Below are 17,300 nucleotides of genomic sequence, written 5' to 3'. Positions count from 1 at the left end.
ATGTGATGCGGACCTCTTTTCTAAGCGAGCGCTCAGTTGGTGGGGGCGGGGGTCTCCGTGGCTCCTTCCCCCTGCGCCTCCGGCGACGCGTCCGTCGCGACCGGCAGACGCCGCCTCCGGCGGTGCTTCAGGAGGGCCCAGGGCGCGCGGGCGCCCGTGACCTCCGTGCCCGCCTCCTTCGCCGCCTCCGCGGCCGCCTTGGCGACCGGCAGCATGTTCTCCCGCCGTGCCGGTTCCAGGCGGTCCGTCTCCGGCCACACCCCCAGCACCGCGCACATCGTCGGCAGCACGGCCATCGCCGCCGTCGCGTACCCCTCCGCCGAGGGGTGGAAGTTGTCCACCCCGAACATCTCGCGCGGGTTCGCCGCGAACTCGGGCCCGAGCAGGTCGCCCAGCGACACCGTCCGCCCGCCCTGCTCGATCACCACGATCGTCTGCGCCGCCGCCAGCTGCCGGGAGGCCCGCCGGGCCAGCCAGCGCAGCGGCTGGTAGACCGGCTCGATCGTCCCGAGGTCCGGGCAGGTCCCGACCACCACCTCCGCGCCGGCCGTCCGCAGCCGCCGGACCGCCGACGCCAGGAGCCGTACCGACTCCGTCGGCGGCATCCGGTGCGTCACGTCGTTCGCCCCGATCATGATCACGCAGACGTCGGGCGGGCCGAGCGGCTGGGCCAGCAGCAGCGACACCTGGCGCTCCAGGTCGTCCGAGCGGGCACCGGAGAGCGCCACGTTCCTCAGCACCACCGGCCGCTCCGCCACCGCCGCGAGCCCGGAGGCGAGCAGCGCGCCCGGCGTCTGGCCCGAGCGGCGCACCCCCTGGCCCGCCGCCGTGGAATCACCCAGAAGGGCCAGCCGCAGCGGGTCGTCCGTGCCGAACGCGCGGCCGTAGAGGCCGTCCGCTCCCGGTGGCAGGGGGGCCGCGCCGCCGCCCACCGTCCGCTTCGCGATCTGCATCTCGGCCAGCAGGACGCCCACCGCCGCCACACCCAGCAGTCCGATGCTCCCGCCGCCGTACGCCGCACCCGCCGCGATCCGCCGCGCCACCCTCGCCCTCGACATGGGGCCGTCACCTCCTTCAAGCCGTTCAGGGTCTAACTGCCCCGTAACCCGCTCCGACTACGCATACGCTGGCCACACCATTACGGAGACCCCGGAGATTACGGTGCAATTCCACGACTCGATGATCAGCCTCGTCGGCAACACCCCGCTGGTGAAGCTCAACAGCGTCACAGCGGGCATTCAGGCGACCGTTCTGGCCAAGGTCGAGTACTTCAACCCCGGAGGCTCGGTCAAGGACCGGATCGCCCTGCGGATGATCGAGGCGGCCGAGCAGAGCGGTGAGCTCAAGCCCGGCGGAACCATCGTCGAGCCCACGTCCGGCAACACCGGCGTCGGCCTGGCGATCGTGGCGCAGACGAAGGGCTACAAGTGCATCTTCGTCTGCCCCGACAAGGTGTCCCTCGACAAGATCAACGTACTGCGGGCGTACGGCGCCGAGGTCGTCGTCTGCCCCACCGCGGTCGACCCGGAGCACCCGGACTCGTACTACAACGTCTCGGACCGTCTGGTCCGTGAGACGCCCGGTGCCTGGAAGCCCGACCAGTACTCCAACCCGAACAACCCGCGCTCCCACTACGAGACCACCGGCCCCGAGCTCTGGGAGCAGACGGACCGGAAGATCACCCACTTCGTCGCGGGCGTCGGCACCGGCGGCACCATCTCCGGCACCGGCAACTACCTCAAGGAGGTCAGCGGCGGCTCCGTGCAGGTCATCGGCGCCGACCCGGAGGGTTCGGTCTACTCGGGCGGCTCCGGTCGTCCGTACCTCGTCGAGGGCGTCGGCGAGGACTTCTGGCCGACCGCGTACGACCGGAACGTCACGGACCGGATCGTCGCCGTGTCCGACAAGGACTCGTTCCAGATGACCCGCCGCCTCGCCAAGGAGGAGGGCCTCCTCGTCGGCGGTTCCTGCGGCATGGCCGTCGTGGCCGCGCTGGAGGTCGCCAAGGAGCTCGGCCCGGACGACGTCGTCGTCGTCCTGCTGCCGGACTCCGGCCGCGGCTACATGTCGAAGATCTTCAGCGACGAGTGGATGGCCGGCCACGGCTTCCTGGAGGACACCTCCACGGCCACCGTCGCCGACGTCCTGCGCCACAAGGAGGGCGGCACCATGCCCTCCCTCGTCCACATGCACCCGGACGAGACGGTCGGCCAGGCCATCGAGGTGCTCCGCGAGTACGGCGTCTCCCAGATGCCCATCGTGAAGCCCGGTGCCGGCCACCCCGACGTGATGGCCGCCGAGGTCGTCGGCTCGGTCGTCGAGCGCGAGCTGCTCGACGCCCTCTTCACCAAGCGCGCCTCCCTGGAGGACCCGCTGGAGAGCCACATGAGCGCGCCGCTGCCGCAGGTCGGTTCCGGCGAGCCGGTCGCCGACCTGATGTCCGTCCTCGGCGAGGCCGCCGACGCGGCGATCGTCCTGGTCGAGGGCAAGCCGACCGGCGTCGTCAGCCGCCAGGACCTGCTGGCCTTCCTGGCCAACGGCGGCGCGAAGTAGTTCCCCCGGCCGGCGTGGTGGGTGCTGCGGGCGCGTTCGCGCAATCGGTACGAGCGCGACACGTGCGCGCAGTACCCGCTTAACACGCGTCCGGCACAGTGGTCGTTGTCGGCGTCACGGACTTCCGGAGCGGCTCCCGGACTCCTGACGACGCCGCGGACGCGGAGGCCGGTTCTGACCCGGGCCCGTGTCCTCGCGGGGACCGCCGTCGTCCCGCCCCCCGTTTCGGGGGTGCGGCGGTCCCCGCGCCGACTTCTTCCGGCCCCGCCGGGTTCCCTGCCGTGATGCCTGCCGTGACGCACTGCGGGCGTCACCGCAGCGATGCCCGCCGTGACGCCCGCCGGACTCCCCGTCGTGATTCCCGGCCGGCTTCCCTCTCGTGCTTCTCTCCGGAGCACGCCCTGCATATCCTTATGCAGGGCCCTTCATGGGTGAATAGGTGAGAGAGAGGGGGCGGCGGCATGAGCGACAGCCCGGCCGGTCGGCTGCAGGCGCTCTTCGAGGGGCACCGGCTGACACCGACACAGCGGCGGATCGCGCACTGCATGGTGCGGCGCGCCGGTGACGTGCCCTTCCTGTCCAGCGTCGAGCTCGCCGAGCTCGCCGGGGTCAGCCAGCCCTCCGTCACCCGCTTCGCCGTCGCCCTGGGCTTCGACGGGTACCCGGCCCTCCGCCGCCATCTGCGCGAGGTCGCGCCCCCCGAGCCCGGTGCGGCCGAGAGGGAGGACGAGGAGCTCAACGAGTACCAGCAGGCCGTCCTCGCCGAGATCGAGAACCTCAAGCACCTCGCCGGACTCCTCGCCGACCCCGCGCCCGTCGAGCGGGCCGGCCGGCTGCTCGCCCGCTCCCGCCCGCTGCCCGTGCTCGGCCTGCGGGCCGCCTCCTCGCAGGCGCGTGGCTTCGCCTACTTCGCCGCCAAGGTGCACCCGGACGTCCGGCTCCTCGACGAGGCCGGCTCCATGCTCACGGACCGCGTCGACGCCGCCGTGCGCGCCGGGGCCACGGCCCTGCTGTGCTTCGCGCTGCCCCGGCACCCGCGGGAGGTCGTCGAGGCCCTGGAATACGCGCGTGCGGCCGGGCTCACGGTCGTGACCGTCGCCGAGTCGGCGTTCGCGCCCGTCGCCGCCCACAGCGACCTGCTCATCCCGGCCGCCGTCGGCACCGGGCTCGCCTTCGACACCGCGTGTGCGCCGATGATGCTCGGCCGGGTCCTCCTGGAGGCCATGGCCGACGAACTCCCGGACGCGCAGGCGCGCCTGGAGGAGTTCGACACGAAGGCGGCGGCGCGGGGCCTGTTCGTCGAATAGGCCCCGCGCCCGCACAGGCCGGTCAGACGTCCAGCTCGGCCTCGATCTTCTTGAGCTGGTGGCGGGCCATCGCCAGGTTCGCCCGGTCCTTGTCCAGGGCGAGGTACAGGAACAGGCCGTTCTTGCCCTGTCCCTTGAGCAGCCGGATCAAGTGGTACTGCCGGCCGAGGGTGATCAGGATGTCCTCGATCTCGTCGCCGAGGCCGAGCATCTCCATCGTCCGGACCTTGGCCCGGACGACGTCGGTGTTGCCGGCCGCGGCCATGTTGAGGTCGAGTTCCTTGCCGCCGCCGATCGTGCCGAGTGCCATGCCGCTCGTGTAGTCGACGAGGGCCGCGCCGATGGCGCCTTCGATGGAGGCAGCTTCCTTGAGGGAGGTCTCGGTGTTCGCCATGGGTGTCGCACTTCCTTCTCGTGTACGTGTCTTCTACGTGGTGCTCGTTGTGCGTGGTGCTCGTTCTGCGGTGCTCGTTGTGCGTGGTGCGGTGCGTCAGTTCAGGTCTCTGCGCTCCAGCGCTCCGTCGACGAGTTCGCCTATCCGAACGCTGGATCTGCGGGCCTCCAGATGGAGTCGCCCGACGTTGATCCGGGGCTCGGCGAGCAGCGTCAGGACGGCGGAACCGCCCGCCGCGTACGTCGCCACATAGCCGTTCTCGCCGCGTACCAGCAGCTCCCGGAACCGGCCCTGGCCGGTGCTGTCGGTCAGCCGCTGGCCGACGCCGAGCGCCGCCGCGGTCAGCGCGGCCACGCTCTCCGCCTCGCCGTCCACGGTGTCGTGGGCCAGGACGAGCCCGTCGGCACTGGCCGCGAGTGCGCCGGTCAGCTGGGGCAGCCGGGCCCGCAGCCGTCTGAGCTCGCCGAGGACCTCGGCTTCTGCCGTCATGAGCTGTTTCCTTTCGGCGCGCAGGCGCAGGGCACGCCTCATCACAGGTGTGCCTCCAGGGCGTCACGGAGCCGGCGCAGCAGGGCGATGTCGGGATCGGCCACCGGCAGGGCCGGTAACAGGGCAGGCAAGGGCGGTGGCAGCGGTGCGGGGATGGGGTCGAGCGGCGTCTCGACGAGCCCGGCGGCCGCGAGCCGTCGGACGTCGAGGAGGGTGTGGAAGGCGGGGCGGCCGAGTACCAGCGCCAGCTCCGCCGGGGTCCGCTGCCCGTCCGCGGCGGCGAGCAGGGCCCGCTGGCGCGCCCCCACGGTCTGTCCCGGGGCGGCGCGGCGCGGCACGACGGGGGAGCTGTCCACGGTGGCGTACGGCCAGACGGCGTCGAGGAGTTCACGGCGGCGTACCGTCTCGCGCTCCACGGCCTCGGCCGACACCGGCCGCACCGTACCGAACCAGTGCCCGACCCCGTACCGGAAGCGGGTCGGTCCGCTGGTGGGGGAGAGGGCGAAGAAGGCCGCGTCGAAGACGGCGCCGAGGTGGCAGATCTCCAGCTCGCCGTCGTGGAGCCGGCCGCTGTCGACGAGGAAGCGGCCGACGGCGCGGTGGGCACCGGCCCGGTCGACGGCCTCGTCCCAGCCCTCGCGGGGCAGCCGTCCGCCGGTGGTGAGGAGGACGTCGACGCCGGGGGCTGCGGGGCTCTCGGCGTGCACGACGCGGCCGTCGACGAGGTAGAGGGTGCCGTGGTCGCGGAGCAGGGCACCGGTGGCCTTCTCGGCGGCGAGCCGGACCAGCATCGGGGAGACGGGGGTGGCGACCGCGGTCGCTGTGGCCCCGCTCATCCCAGGACCAGCCGTTCGGCGAGGTCGCGGAGGCGCATCCGGGCGAGGGCGAGGTTGCCGGTGTCGCGGTCGAGCCAGAGGTGGAGGAAGACGCTGCTGTCGAAGGACGTCTCGACGAAGCGCAGGACGTGGTAGCCGGCGCGGGTGGTGACGATCAGGTCCTCGACGGGCGGTTCGTCGCCGGGGTCCTCCCCGGCGGCCGCGAACGAGTCGAACTCGGCGGCGGCGCGGGCGAGTTCAGCGGTCTCGGCGGCCGTCGTCTCATGGTCGCCGACCGGTGAGTCACCCGCCGTCCCGAGGGCGAGCCCGCTGGTCCAGTCGACCAGGGAGGCCCCGCGAGCGCCCGGTAGGGCCATGGCCTCGATAAGGCACTCGTCGATTCCGGGCACGCGGATTCCCCTCCCGATGCGGCGTGCGAACGTGCGGCAGTGACGGTGACGTTACTGAACGCAGCGCTCCGGGGGAGGGGTTCTGGCATTTTCCATCGGAACATGCCAGTACCCGACCGCAATCAGCCCGGGATTGTGTGTCAGGTCGCCTGTCAGGTCCTGGATTCCACCGCGCTCGCGATCTCGGACAGGTCCTTCGTGAGCGCCCTGGCGACCGCCTTAGCGCCGAAGCGGGCGATCAGCCGCCCCAGGAAACCCTGCCGGCGACCGTGGGAGGGCCGGGCGGAGAACGTCATCCGCAGGGTGGTCGCCCCCGCCCCGTCGGGCGTGAGGGCGATCTCGGAGACGTAGTGCATGCCGTGCGAGTCGGCGACCGTGACGTACCGGTCGGGCGGCTCGCACTCCGTCACCAGCATCTCCTCGGTGGCCTCCTTGCCCAGCATCCGCCGGGTCTCGCGCCAGCGGGTGCCCACGGCGAAGCCGCCTTCGGTGAGCACCTCGACCCGCTCGACGCCCGAGAGGACGCGGGGCATGTCCGGCAGGTCGGTGATCGACTCCCAGACCCGCCCGGGGGAGGCGTCGACCCGCCGTTCGACGACGACGGTCGTGGTGTTCGAGCCGGTTCCCGTTCCAGTCATGGCTTCATCGAAACCGCGGCGCACGGCCCGCGCTACCCGACGAGGGCGTCCGCGTGCGCCCCGCCCGACTCGGCGACGATCTCCGCGAGCGTCTGGGGCTTCCGTACGGTCGTGAAGGTGACCACCCCGTCGCCGCCCCCACCCCCGTCGCCGTCCTCCGCCACCGTGAAGCCGTGGATGCCCGGCCGGGGCAGGCTGTTGTACGCGTAGTGGTGGGCGAAGCAGTAGGCGCCGGTGTCCGGGACGGCCACCACGTCGCCCTGGCGCAGCAGCGGCAGTGCCCGGCCGGTGGCGAGCAGGTCCCCGGCGAAGCAGGCGGGGCCCGCCACGTCCTGGACGGTGTCCTCCCCGGTGCGGCGGCGTCCCTCGGAGTCGTAGGCGAGGACGCGCAGAGGCCAGGCGTCCGGCGCGTAGACCGTCCGGGTGGCCAGCTGTACGCCCGCGTGGGTGACGGCGATGGGGCGGCCGCCGGAGGTCTTGGTGTACTCCACCCGGGTGAGGACCGTGCCGTGCTTGGCGAGCAGCGACCGGCCGAACTCGGTGACCAGGCCGTAGCGGCCGTCGAAGAGTCCGGGGACGGTGTCGGCGAGCAGCCGGGCGTACTCCGCGTACGTCGGCGTCTCCTCGTCGGAGTGGAAGTTGACCGGGAGGCCGCCACCGATGTCGAGGGTGTCGATCTGCTGCCGGCCGACCGTGCGGTTGATCTCCTCGGCGAGCGCGTACGCCTCCCCGACGCCTTCGGCCATCAGGGCGAGCGGGACGCCCTGGGAGCCGGTGTGGGTGTGCAGCCGGGTCAGCCAGGGCCGCTCCAGGTACGCCTGGACGACGGCCTTGCGGGCGCCCTCGTCGCGGAGCGCCACGCCGAACTTGGAGGTGGCGGTCGCGGTCGAGAGTGCGCCGATGGAACCGGCTCCGACCTGCGGGTTCACCCGGATCCCGAGCGGTGAGGCGGTGGGGGCGGAGGCGACGAGCGCGTCGAGCCTGTCCAGTTCCTGGAGGTTGTCGGCGTTGACGGCGATGCCGAGCGCGAGGGCCTGGCGCAGCTCGGCGGGGGTCTTGGCGGGGGAGTCGAGCACCGTGTCGGTGGGCGGGACTCCGGCGGCGCGTGCGAGGGCCAGCTCGCCGGGGCTGGCGACCTCGGCGCCGAGCCCGGCCTCGTGCAGGAGGCGCAGCACGGGGACGAGCGGGGCGGCCTTGACGGCGAAGGCGTGCAGCACGGGCGCGTCGGTGACGGCGGCGAACGCGCTGGTCAGGGCGGCTGCGGAGGCGCGGATGCCGGCCGTGTCGAGGAGGGCGACGACCGGTTCGGCGGGGGAGAGGAGTCCTTGGTCGACGGAGGCTCGGACGGCGAGATCGCGGCGGGAGGAGGCCATGTGTCCATCCCATCACCGGGACGTGCGGCCCCGCAGCTGTTGACTACAACTATTCAAGCCGCCAGGATGTGAATATCTAAACGACATTCGAGGAGGCACCGCCATGTCAGGACCCCGCCCCGTACGGGCCCCGCGCGGTACGGAACTGAGCGCCCTGGGATGGCAGCAGGAGGCCGCCCTCCGGATGCTCCAGAACAACCTCGACCCCGAGGTCGCCGAGCACCCCGACAAGCTCGTCGTCTACGGCGGCACCGGCAAGGCCGCCCGCGACTGGCGCTCCTTCGACGCCATGGTCCGCACCCTGCGGACGCTGAAGCAGGACGAGACCATGCTCGTCCAGTCCGGCCGCCCCGTCGGCGTCATGCAGACCCACGAGTGGGCCCCGCGCGTCCTCATCGCCAACTCCAACCTGGTCGGCGACTGGGCCAACTGGGAGGAGTTCCGGCGCCTGGAGCAGCTCGGCCTCACCATGTACGGCCAGATGACCGCCGGGTCCTGGATCTACATCGGCACCCAGGGCATCCTCCAGGGCACGTACGAGACCTTCGCCGCCGTCGCCGCCAAGAAGTTCAACGGCACCCTGGCCGGCACGATCACCCTCACCGCCGGCCTCGGCGGCATGGGCGGCGCCCAGCCCCTCGCCGTGACGATGAACGACGGCGTCGCGATCTGCATCGACGTCGACCCGCGCGCCATCGAGCGCCGCATCGAGCACCGCTACCTGGACGTGAAGGCCGACAACCTCGCCCACGCCCTCCAGCTGGCCACCGAGGCCCGCGACGCCCGCCGCCCGCTCTCCATCGGCCTCCTCGGCAACGCCGCCGAGCTGCTCCCGCAGATGCTCGCCGAGGGCGCCCCGATCGACATCGTGACGGACCAGACCTCCGCCCACGACCCGCTGTCCTACCTGCCGGTCGGCGTCGCCTTCGACGACATGGCCGACGCCGCCGCGAAGGACCCGGCCGGGTTCACGGTGCGGGCCCGCGAGTCGATGGCCAAGCACGTCGAGGCCATGGTCGGCTTCATGGACGCCGGCGCCGAGGTCTTCGACTACGGCAACTCGATCCGCGGCGAGGCCCAGCTGGCCGGCTACGACCGCGCGTTCGCCTTCCCCGGCTTCGTCCCGGCCTACATCCGCCCGCTGTTCTGCGAGGGCAAGGGCCCGTTCCGCTGGGCGGCCCTGTCCGGCGAGGCCTCGGACATCCACAAGACGGACAAGGCGATCCTCGACCTCTTCCCGGAGAACGAGTCCCTGCACCGCTGGATCAAGATGGCCGGCGAGCGCGTCCACTTCCAGGGCCTGCCCGCCCGCATCTGCTGGCTCGGCCAGGGCGAGCGCGACAAGGCCGGCGACATGTTCAACGACATGGTCGGCAACGGCACCCTCGCCGCGCCCCTCGCGATCGGCCGCGACCACCTCGACTGCGGCTCGGTGGCCTCCCCGTACCGCGAGACCGAGGCCATGCTCGACGGCTCCGACGCCATCGCCGACTGGCCGCTCCTCAACGCGATGGTGAACGTCGCCTCCGGCGCGTCCTGGGTCTCCATCCACCACGGCGGCGGCGTCGGCATGGGCCGCTCGATCCACGCCGGCCAGGTCTCGGTGGCCGACGGCACGAAGCTCGCGGGCGAGAAGATCCGCCGCGTCCTGACGAACGACCCCGGCATGGGCGTCATCCGTCACGTCGACGCGGGCTACGACATCGCGGAGCGGGTCGCCGACGAGCGCGGCGTCCGCGTCCCGATGCGCGAGGGCGACGACGCGTGAGCGCGAGCTTCGACGCCATGTGGCGGTCGCTGCGGCCCCTCGGCCGCAGCGCCGCCTCCGGTGGCTACCGGCGCTACGCCTGGACCGAGGCCGACGCCGACTGCCGCCTCTGGTTCCGCATGCAGGCAGAGGCCCGCCGCATGGACGTCGAGACCGACCGCAACGGCAACCAGTGGGCCTGGCTCGGCGACCCCACGGCAGGGGACGCCGTCGTCACCGGCTCCCACCTGGACTCCGTCCCGGACGGCGGCGCCTTCGACGGGCCCCTCGGCGTCGTCTCCGCCTTCGCCGCCCTCGACGAACTCCGCTCGCGCGGCGTCTCGTTCAAGCGCCCGCTCGCCATCACCAACTTCGGCGACGAGGAGGGCGCCCGCTTCGGCCTCGCCTGCGTCGGCTCCCGCCTCACCGCCGGCCGGCTGACGAAGGAGCAGGCGTACGAGCTCCGCGACGCCTCCGGCATCAGCCTCCCGCAGGCCATGGAGGCGGCCGGGTACGACCCCTCGACCATCGGCCCCGACCCCGAACGGCTCGCCCGTATCGGTGCGTTCGTCGAACTCCACGTCGAGCAGGGCCGCGCCCTCGACCTGTCCGGGGACTCCGTCGGCATCGCCTCCTCCATCTGGCCGCACGGCCGCTGGCGGTACGACTTCGCGGGCGAGGCCAACCACGCGGGCACCACCCGCCTCGTCGACCGCCGCGACCCGATGCTCACCTACGCGGAGACGGTCCTCGCCGCCCGCCGCGAGGCGGAGCTCGCGGGCGCCGTCGCCACCTTCGGCAAGATCGCGGTCGAGCCGAACGGCGTCAACGCCATCCCGTCCATGGTCCGCGGCTGGCTCGACGCCCGCGCCGCCGACCAGGACTCGCTCGACACGGTCGTGGCGGGCGTCGAGACGGCGGCTCGCGACTACGCCCGGCGGCACGGCATCGACCTCACGGTCGTCCGGGAGTCCTTCACCCCGGTCGTGGACTTCTCGCACGCCCTGCGCGACGAGCTGTCCCGGATCCTGGGCGACTCCGGAAAGGTCCCGGTCCTCGGTACCGGTGCCGGACACGACGCGGGAATCCTCTCCGAATCGATTCCGACCGCCATGCTGTTCGTACGGAACCCCACCGGCGTCTCGCACTCCCCGGCCGAGTTCGCGGCCGAGGACGACTGCGTGGCCGGGGTCCTCGCACTCGCCGACGTACTGGAGGAGCTGGCGTGCCGCTGACGACGTACTGGCTGGAGCACGCCTGGCTCGACACGAACGTCGAGCCGGGCGTGGCCCTGGACGTGGACTCCGACGGCCGGATCGCGGCCGTCCGCACGGGGGCGGACGCCCCGCCGCCCGGTGCCGTCGTCCTGCGCGGCCTGACCATCCCGGGCCTGGCCAACGCCCACTCGCACGCCTTCCACCGTGCCCTGCGCGGCACGGTCCAGGTCGGCTCCGGCACGTTCTGGACCTGGCGCGAGGTCATGTACAACGTGGCCCAGCGGCTCACCCCCGACAGCTACTTCACCCTCGCCCGCGCCGTGTACGCGGAGATGGCGCTGGCGGGCATCACGGCCGTCGGCGAGTTCCACTACCTCCACCACGCGCCCGGCGGCACCCCGTACGCCGACCCCAACGCCATGGGCGAGGCCCTGATCGCCGCCGCCGGCGAGGCGGGCATCCGCATCACCCTCCTCGACACGGCGTACCTCTCCGCCGGCTTCGGCGCCGCACCCGACCCCCACCAGCTGCGCTTCTCCGACGGCACGGCCGAGGCCTGGGCCGAGCGGGTGAGCGGCCTGAAGGAACGCGACGGCGTACGGATCGGGGCGGCGATCCACTCGGTGCGCGCGGTCCCGGCGGACCAGCTGTCGACGGTGGCCCGCTGGGCCCAGGACCGGCAGGCCCCCCTCCACGTCCACCTCTCGGAGCAGACCGCGGAGAACGACGCCTGTCTGGCGGCCCACGGGCGCACGCCCACCCAGCTCCTCGCCGACCACGGAGTGCTCGGAGCCCGGACGACGGGCGTCCACAACACCCACATGACGGACGCCGACATCGCCCTGATCGGCTCGACGTCCACCGGCACGTGCATGTGCCCCACGACGGAACGTGACCTGGCCGACGGCATCGGCCCGGCCGTCGCCCTCCAGCGGGCCGGCTCCCCGCTGTCCCTGGGCAGCGACAGCCACGCGGTGATCGACCTCCTGGAGGAGGCGCGCGCGATGGAACTGAACGAACGCCTCCGCACCCGCACCCGCGGTCACTGGACGGCGGCGGCGCTCCTCCGCGCGGCCACGGCGGACGGCCACGCGGCCCTCGGCCTGCCGGACGCGGGCACCCTGGAGGCCGGCGCCCTCGCCGACTTCACCACGATCGCGCTGGACTCGGTCAGGACAGCGGGACCGGTACCGCGTCTGGCAGCCGAGACGGCGGTATTCGCAGCGTCGGCAGCGGACGTCCGGCACACGGTCGTGGGCGGGCGTCACGTCGTACGGGACGGGGTCCACCAGACCGTGCCGGACGTGCCCCGTGCCCTCGCGGACTCGATCGCCGCACTGCGCGGCTGAAGCGCCTGAAGGAGACACCTCTCACCATGAACACGGGCCCCGCGGCGACGAACAACCCGGTGGCGAGCTCCGCCCCCACGAGCGCGAACAGCGCCGTGGCGAAGGCCGCCACCGCCATCGTCAACATCGCCAGCCTCGTCACGAACGATCCCTCCCTCGGTGATGGAAGTGCCCTGGGCCTGATCCAGGACGCGGCCGTCGTCATCGACGGCGACCGCGTCGTCTGGGTCGGTGAATCCAGCAAAGCACCGGCCACTGACAACCGGGTCGACGCCGGTGGACGGGCGGTGATCCCCGGCTTCGTGGACTCCCACTCGCACCTCGTCTTCGCGGGCGACCGCACCGCCGAGTTCAACGCCCGCATGTCCGGCCAGCCCTACAAGGCCGGCGGCATCCGCACCACGGTCGCGGCGACCCGCGCGGCGACCGACGCCGAGCTCTCGGCGAACGTCGCCCGCTACCTCCGCGAGGCCCTCCGCCAGGGCACGACGACCTTCGAGACGAAGTCCGGCTACGGCCTCACAGTCGAGGACGAGGCGCGTGCGCTGCGCATCGCGGCCGAGCACACCGACGAGGTCACGTACCTCGGTGCGCACATCGTCTCCCCGGACTACGCCGACGACCCGGCCGCGTACGTGGACCTCGTGACGGGCGAGATGCTGGACGCGTGTGCCCCCTACGCCCGTTGGGTGGACGTCTTCTGCGAGAAGGGCGCCTTCGACGGCGACCAGGCGCGTGCGATCCTGACCGCCGGCAAGGCGAAGGGCCTGCACCCCCGGGTGCACGCGAACCAGCTCACGTACGGCCCCGGGGTCCAGCTCGCGGTGGAGCTGGACGCCGCGAGCGCGGACCACTGCACGCACCTCACGGACGCCGACGTGGACGCGCTGGCGAACGGATCGACGGTCGCGACCCTCCTCCCGGGAGCGGAGTTCTCCACCCGCGCCCAGTGGCCGGACGCCCGCCGCCTCCTGGACGCGGGCGTGACGGTCGCCCTGTCCACGGACTGCAACCCGGGCTCGTCCTTCACCTCCTCGGTCCCCTTCTGCATCGCCCTCGCGGTAAGGGACATGGGCATGACCCCGGACGAGGCGGTCTGGTCGGCCACGGCGGGCGGCGCGGCGGCCCTGCGCCGCACGGACGTCGGCCGGCTGACGCCCGGCACGCGCGCGGACCTCACGCTCCTCGACGCTCCGTCCCACGTGCACCTGGCGTACCGCCCGGGCGTCCCGCTGGTCACGGAGGTCTGGCGGGCGGGCGTACGGGTGGCCTGAGCACGCGGGCGCGGCGGTTGAGTAGCGGTACTCAGGTGCGGCCCGGACGCCGCGCACAGACTGAGGGCATGACTTCAGAGCGCTCAACCACCGGAAAGACCAGGCGAGTCGGCGGCGTGCTCGCGGCGGCGCTGTGCGCCCTGGCGCTCACGGCCTGCGGCACGGAGGGGGCGAGGGAGGCGGCGGCGGGAGCCGCCATGGCCGCGACGCCGACCGCTTCGCCCACGCCCACGGCCGCGAGGCCCGACCCCATGGACGACCCCGGCCTCACCGTCGAGGAACACAGGGACGCGCTCGCGTTCATGAGACTCGTGACCGAGGTCGCCGCGCCCTGCGAGGGGAGCTCCAAGGGCCTCCCCGCCGGATCCCCGAGCATGCAACCGCCGCCCCGCCCCGGCGACTCGGGAGTCCCCGTTCCCGTCGAGGACCTGCCCCCGCTCGGCGATACCTCCTGGAACTTCGAACGCGTGCGTCAGGAGGTCGAGTTGGGCGACACCGAGAAGTGTGCGGCGCTTCGTCACGGCAGCCGGATAGCGAAGGCCCTGGACGGGTCCGGTGACCCGACCGCCGCCCACGTCGAGAAGGCCCTCGCCGAGATCGGCTACAACCTCCCCTACCGCCTCCACGGCCCCGAGGAAGCCGGGGGGAGGGTCCGGTTCACCCTCGACCTCCGGGGCGGCGAGCTGTGCCTCGACGGCACCTACGACGGAACGCGCACGACCTTCGACCCGTACGGCGTCCATCCGGCGGTGTACTGCACGGACGTGAAGCGCCGCGGCTGAGCGCGGCCGTGGCGCGGCGCTCAGCCCCTAGGACCGGTGGCTCAGGACGTTGATCACCCGGCCGTCCGGGTCACGGGTGAAGAAGCGGCGCACGCCCCAGGGTTCGTCGGTCAGGGGGTGGACGATCTCGGCGCCCGCCGCACGCAGCGTCGCGTACGCCGTGTCCACGTCGTCGACCTCCACGCTCAGGTCCGGGGTGACCGGGGCGGTCGGGTCGTGGGTCATCAGGCTGATCTGAGCCGTGGGGGCCGACGGGGAGGCGAGGGTGGTGATCCAGCCGTGGTCCATGACCGCCTCGAACCCGAGCAGCCCGTAGAAGTCACGGTTCTCCTCGGGGGAGGCGGTGTGGAGGTCGGGAACCACGCGGCGGATCGTCATCGGGCGCTCCCCGACGGCAGGAGCGGCTCGCGGGGCTCGTTCTCGACGCCGAAGTCGAGGGGCCGGGCGAGGGGCCGGGCGGCTTCCTCGCGCTCACGGACGGCGGTCAGCAGTTCTCCCATGGCCGCACCCTAGCGAGCGGGGGCCTGACGGAACTCGTGAACCAGCTCGATCACACCCACGATGTGCGCGTTGAACTCGTCGAGCTCCTCGGCCGGCACCCACAGTTCCAGGATCGTCCGGCCGCCCGCCTGCCGGACCGGGTACCTGCGCAGGAACTCCGTGTCGACCTCGAAGCGCGTGACGAAGCCGGCGCCGTCGTGCCCGACGTTCCAGTCACGCGCGATCATCACCGCGTACTCCTCGTTGAGGACCGGGTAGAAGATCGGCTGCTCGGGCAGCCGCGGCGGCCAGGCCCGCCAGTCCAGCTCCCGCACGAGGTCCAGCTCGGCCGGGCCGGTGGGGCGCCACAGGGTCGTCGTCGGGCGGTGGGCGGCGGTCACGGGTTCACTCTCCAGGCGGGGCGGCCGCGGCCGCGGTCGGTGGGGCTCGACGGTACCGACGGGCCGGTCGGCGGGCCACCGGATTCCGGTGGGTGCGCCGGGCGGCGGGGTGCCGACCGGTGGGCCGGGCACGCGTGCGGCCCGTGGTCGTCACGCCCCGCCGTTCAGGCGGCCCGGGACGCCGCCAGCTCCGTCACCAGTTCCGACGCCGCGCCCAGCGCCGCCACCTCCCCCTCCGTGAGGCACGGGTCCGCCGCGCGACGGACCCGTGCCGCGCCGATGTGCGGAAGGACCGGGGCCTTGGCGGCCGACAGGAGCGCGGCCAGGCCCGCCCGGGCGCCCGGGGCGTACGGCGCCGGGGAGGCCGCCACCTCCGCGAGGAGCAGCGCCGACATCGCGTGGTCGAGGCCCGGCGGGTGGCCCTCCTCGGCCGTCTCCCAGTCGATGACGACGGGCCCCCGGTCGGCCGTCAGGAGGACGTTGCCGGGGTGCAGGTCCAGATGCGCGGGCGGCGTCCCCGGCAGCGCGTGCAGCCTCGCCAGGAGCTCCGCGATCAGTGCGCCCGCCGGTTCCGGTTCGTACGTGCCGGCCAGCAGGGCGTCCAGGAGCGACGGCCCCGCGAGGCGCTCCATCACCAGATCGGGGCCCTCCGCGCGCAGCACCGCCGGGACCGGGTATCCCCGGCGTGCCAGGCGCGCCATGACCGCGGCCTCCCGGGCCGTGTCACCACCGTTCCGGTTGCGCCGCAGCACCCACGCGCCGTCCCCCGGCAGCGCGTACACGTCCGCGGCCCTGCCCCACCCGATGATCTCCCACTCGTCCACCCCGCGAGCCTCTTGATCACCACGGATCCCCGTCATGTCCCCTCCTTCACGGGTTGGTCACGGAAAGGCCCAGTATCCCTGTCACGGGTGACCACGGACCGGTACCGTCCTGTCCTGGTAGTGCTCAGGGGGTAGACCGGGGGGTCGGCAAGTGGGTGCTGTGAGCGTGCGCGTCGTGCGGCCGGGGGAGCTGCGCGAGCGCGAGGTCGAGGTGTGGCGGGAGTTGCGCGCCAAAGCCGACGGGCCAGCGAATCCCTTCATGGAACCGGAGTTCACCCGCGCGGTCGCCGAGGTCCGCCCGCGCTCGCGGGTCGCCGTCTGGTGGGAGGACGGCGAGCCGGTCGGCTTCTTCCCGTACGAGAAGGGCCTGTTCGGCGGGGGCCGTGCCATCGGCTTCGGGGTCTCCGACAGCCAGGGAGCAGTCCTGCGTTCCGGACTGCGGCCGGGCGCACGGGCGTTGCTGCGCGCCTGCGGTCTCGCCGTCTGGCAGTTCGACAACCTGGAGGACGGGCAGCCGGTCTTCGAGGGCGCCGCCACCGAGTCCTTCGCCTCGCCCGTGATCGACGTCGGCGAGGGGTACGCGGCCTACGAGGCCCTGCTCCGCGTCCAGTCGCCCAAGTTCCTCAGGACCACCCTCGCCAAGGAGCGCAAGCTCGGCCGCCAGGCGGACGGCGAGGTGCGTTTCGTCTTCGACGAACGCGATCCGGCCGCCCTGCGCACCCTCATGGCGTGGAAGTCCGCCCAGTACCGCAGGACCGGCCGCGGCGACCGCTTCGCCCAGGAGTGGATCAGCGCGCTCGTCCGCCGTCTCCACACGCTCCGTACGCCCGGCTGTTCCGGCGTCCTGTCCGTGCTGTACGTGGGGGAGCGCCCGATCGCCGCCCACTTCGGGCTGCGGTCCCGGACCGTGCTGTCCTGCTGGTTCCCGGCGTACGACACCGAGTTCGCGAAGTACTCGCCGGGGCTCGTCCTCCATCTGCGGATGGCGGAGGCCGCGGCCGCCGCCGGAATCGGGATGCTGGATCTGGGGCGCGGCGCCGCCGAGTACAAGGACGCTCTGAAGACGGGGGAGTTGACGGTGCACGAGGGTGCCGTCGTCCGGCCGGGTGTGCTGGGCGCGGTGCACTGGCTGCGCCGGGAACCCCCGCTGCGCGTACACCGGTTCGTCCGCACCCGGCCGGCGCTCGCCGCCCGAGGGCGCGCCGTCCTCAACGGTCTCGCGCGCCTGCGGGGCCACCGTTAGCCCC

19 protein-coding genes are annotated in these 17,300 nt (G+C 73.0%); 8 read left to right on the top strand and 11 right to left on the bottom strand.

Annotated elements, in window-relative coordinates; all coding sequences use genetic code 11:
• Positions 1 to 32: 32 nt before the first annotated feature.
• A complete protein-coding gene (locus tag IF00_RS0106600; protein WP_209439736.1) occupies positions 33 to 1,058 on the bottom strand; it encodes an SGNH/GDSL hydrolase family protein in 1,026 nt (341 codons plus the stop codon).
• 103 nt (positions 1,059 to 1,161) lie between these two features.
• On the opposite strand from IF00_RS0106600, the gene IF00_RS0106595 reads away from it, so the two are divergent.
• Positions 1,162 to 2,553 carry a cystathionine beta-synthase gene (locus IF00_RS0106595; protein WP_030315247.1) on the top strand — a complete coding sequence of 464 codons (1,392 nt, stop codon included), beginning with the start codon at positions 1,162 to 1,164 and terminating at the stop codon, positions 2,551 to 2,553.
• Between the two features lie 461 nt (positions 2,554 to 3,014).
• The gene (locus tag IF00_RS0106590) at positions 3,015 to 3,860 is read left to right on the top strand and encodes a MurR/RpiR family transcriptional regulator (protein ID WP_030315246.1); all 846 of its coding nucleotides are present in this window, start codon (positions 3,015 to 3,017) and stop codon (positions 3,858 to 3,860) included.
• 22 nt (positions 3,861 to 3,882) lie between these two features.
• Here IF00_RS0106590 and IF00_RS0106585 read toward each other — a convergent pair whose 3' ends face one another.
• The 6 genes from IF00_RS0106585 to IF00_RS0106560 all read right to left on the bottom strand — a co-directional run bounded on the left by IF00_RS0106585 (position 3,883) and on the right by IF00_RS0106560 (position 7,979).
• The gene (locus IF00_RS0106585; RefSeq protein WP_030315245.1) at positions 3,883 to 4,254 is read right to left on the bottom strand and encodes a hypothetical protein; all 372 of its coding nucleotides are present in this window, start codon (positions 4,252 to 4,254) and stop codon (positions 3,883 to 3,885) included.
• 96 nt (positions 4,255 to 4,350) lie between these two features.
• Entirely contained in the window at positions 4,351 to 4,743 is a 393-nt protein-coding gene (locus tag IF00_RS0106580; protein ID WP_030315243.1) for a roadblock/LC7 domain-containing protein, read from the bottom strand.
• A 41-nt stretch (positions 4,744 to 4,784) separates the two neighbouring features.
• Positions 4,785 to 5,579, bottom strand: a complete 795-nt coding sequence (locus IF00_RS0106575; RefSeq protein ID WP_030315241.1) for a hypothetical protein — start codon at positions 5,577 to 5,579, stop codon at positions 4,785 to 4,787.
• Positions 5,576 to 5,968 carry a roadblock/LC7 domain-containing protein gene (locus tag IF00_RS0106570; protein WP_030315238.1) on the bottom strand — a complete coding sequence of 131 codons (393 nt, stop codon included), beginning with the start codon at positions 5,966 to 5,968 and terminating at the stop codon, positions 5,576 to 5,578. The genes IF00_RS0106575 and IF00_RS0106570 overlap by 4 nt, the downstream gene beginning before the upstream one ends.
• Positions 5,969 to 6,120: 152 nt before the next feature.
• On the bottom strand, positions 6,121 to 6,606 hold the full coding sequence (locus IF00_RS0106565; RefSeq protein WP_030315236.1) for an SRPBCC family protein: 486 nt from the start codon (positions 6,604 to 6,606) through the stop codon (positions 6,121 to 6,123).
• Between the two features lie 32 nt (positions 6,607 to 6,638).
• Positions 6,639 to 7,979 carry a type III PLP-dependent enzyme domain-containing protein gene (locus IF00_RS0106560; protein WP_030315233.1) on the bottom strand — a complete coding sequence of 447 codons (1,341 nt, stop codon included), beginning with the start codon at positions 7,977 to 7,979 and terminating at the stop codon, positions 6,639 to 6,641.
• A gap of 103 nt (positions 7,980 to 8,082) precedes the next feature.
• On the opposite strand from IF00_RS0106560, the gene hutU reads away from it, so the two are divergent.
• The 5 genes from hutU (at position 8,083) to IF00_RS46790 (ending at position 14,348) form a co-directional block, all read left to right on the top strand.
• Positions 8,083 to 9,747 (top strand): urocanate hydratase, encoded by a 1,665-nt coding sequence (gene hutU / locus IF00_RS0106555; protein ID WP_030315231.1) that lies wholly within the window; start codon positions 8,083 to 8,085, stop codon positions 9,745 to 9,747.
• Between the two features lie 17 nt (positions 9,748 to 9,764).
• Positions 9,765 to 10,961: an allantoate amidohydrolase gene (locus IF00_RS0106550; RefSeq protein ID WP_209439738.1), complete on the top strand. Its 1,197-nt coding sequence runs from the start codon at positions 9,765 to 9,767 to the stop codon at positions 10,959 to 10,961.
• Positions 10,952 to 12,292, top strand: coding sequence for a formimidoylglutamate deiminase (locus tag IF00_RS0106545; protein ID WP_030315227.1), 1,341 nt, complete (start codon positions 10,952 to 10,954; stop codon positions 12,290 to 12,292). The genes IF00_RS0106550 and IF00_RS0106545 overlap by 10 nt, the downstream gene beginning before the upstream one ends.
• A gap of 26 nt (positions 12,293 to 12,318) precedes the next feature.
• Positions 12,319 to 13,566: an imidazolonepropionase gene (gene hutI, locus IF00_RS0106540; protein WP_051819928.1), complete on the top strand. Its 1,248-nt coding sequence runs from the start codon at positions 12,319 to 12,321 to the stop codon at positions 13,564 to 13,566.
• Positions 13,567 to 13,634: 68 nt separating this feature from the next.
• Positions 13,635 to 14,348: a hypothetical protein gene (locus tag IF00_RS46790; RefSeq protein WP_245234448.1), complete on the top strand. Its 714-nt coding sequence runs from the start codon at positions 13,635 to 13,637 to the stop codon at positions 14,346 to 14,348.
• Positions 14,349 to 14,375: 27 nt separating this feature from the next.
• Here the strand turns inward: IF00_RS46790 and IF00_RS0106530 are convergent, their stop codons facing one another.
• The 4 genes from IF00_RS0106530 to IF00_RS0106515 all read right to left on the bottom strand — a co-directional run bounded on the left by IF00_RS0106530 (position 14,376) and on the right by IF00_RS0106515 (position 16,089).
• On the bottom strand, positions 14,376 to 14,726 hold the full coding sequence (locus tag IF00_RS0106530) for a VOC family protein (RefSeq protein ID WP_030315221.1): 351 nt from the start codon (positions 14,724 to 14,726) through the stop codon (positions 14,376 to 14,378).
• Positions 14,723 to 14,848 (bottom strand): hypothetical protein, encoded by a 126-nt coding sequence (locus tag IF00_RS47590; protein ID WP_280922605.1) that lies wholly within the window; start codon positions 14,846 to 14,848, stop codon positions 14,723 to 14,725. The genes IF00_RS0106530 and IF00_RS47590 overlap by 4 nt, the downstream gene beginning before the upstream one ends.
• A 9-nt stretch (positions 14,849 to 14,857) precedes the next feature.
• On the bottom strand, positions 14,858 to 15,229 hold the full coding sequence (locus tag IF00_RS0106520; RefSeq protein ID WP_030315219.1) for a hypothetical protein: 372 nt from the start codon (positions 15,227 to 15,229) through the stop codon (positions 14,858 to 14,860).
• Between the two features lie 164 nt (positions 15,230 to 15,393).
• Positions 15,394 to 16,089, bottom strand: a complete 696-nt coding sequence (locus IF00_RS0106515) for a phosphotransferase (protein ID WP_051819926.1) — start codon at positions 16,087 to 16,089, stop codon at positions 15,394 to 15,396.
• A 124-nt stretch (positions 16,090 to 16,213) separates the two neighbouring features.
• Between IF00_RS0106515 and IF00_RS0106510 the strand changes: the two genes are divergently transcribed.
• On the top strand, positions 16,214 to 17,296 hold the full coding sequence (locus IF00_RS0106510) for a GNAT family N-acetyltransferase (RefSeq protein WP_030315210.1): 1,083 nt from the start codon (positions 16,214 to 16,216) through the stop codon (positions 17,294 to 17,296).
• The last annotated feature ends 4 nt before the right edge of the window (positions 17,297 to 17,300 follow it).

Origin of the sequence: Streptomyces flavochromogenes (genome assembly GCF_000717595.1) — a bacterium.
Lineage (GTDB): Bacteria > Actinomycetota > Actinomycetes > Streptomycetales > Streptomycetaceae > Streptomyces > Streptomyces flavochromogenes.
This window is presented reverse-complemented; position numbering and strand designations above follow the sequence as displayed.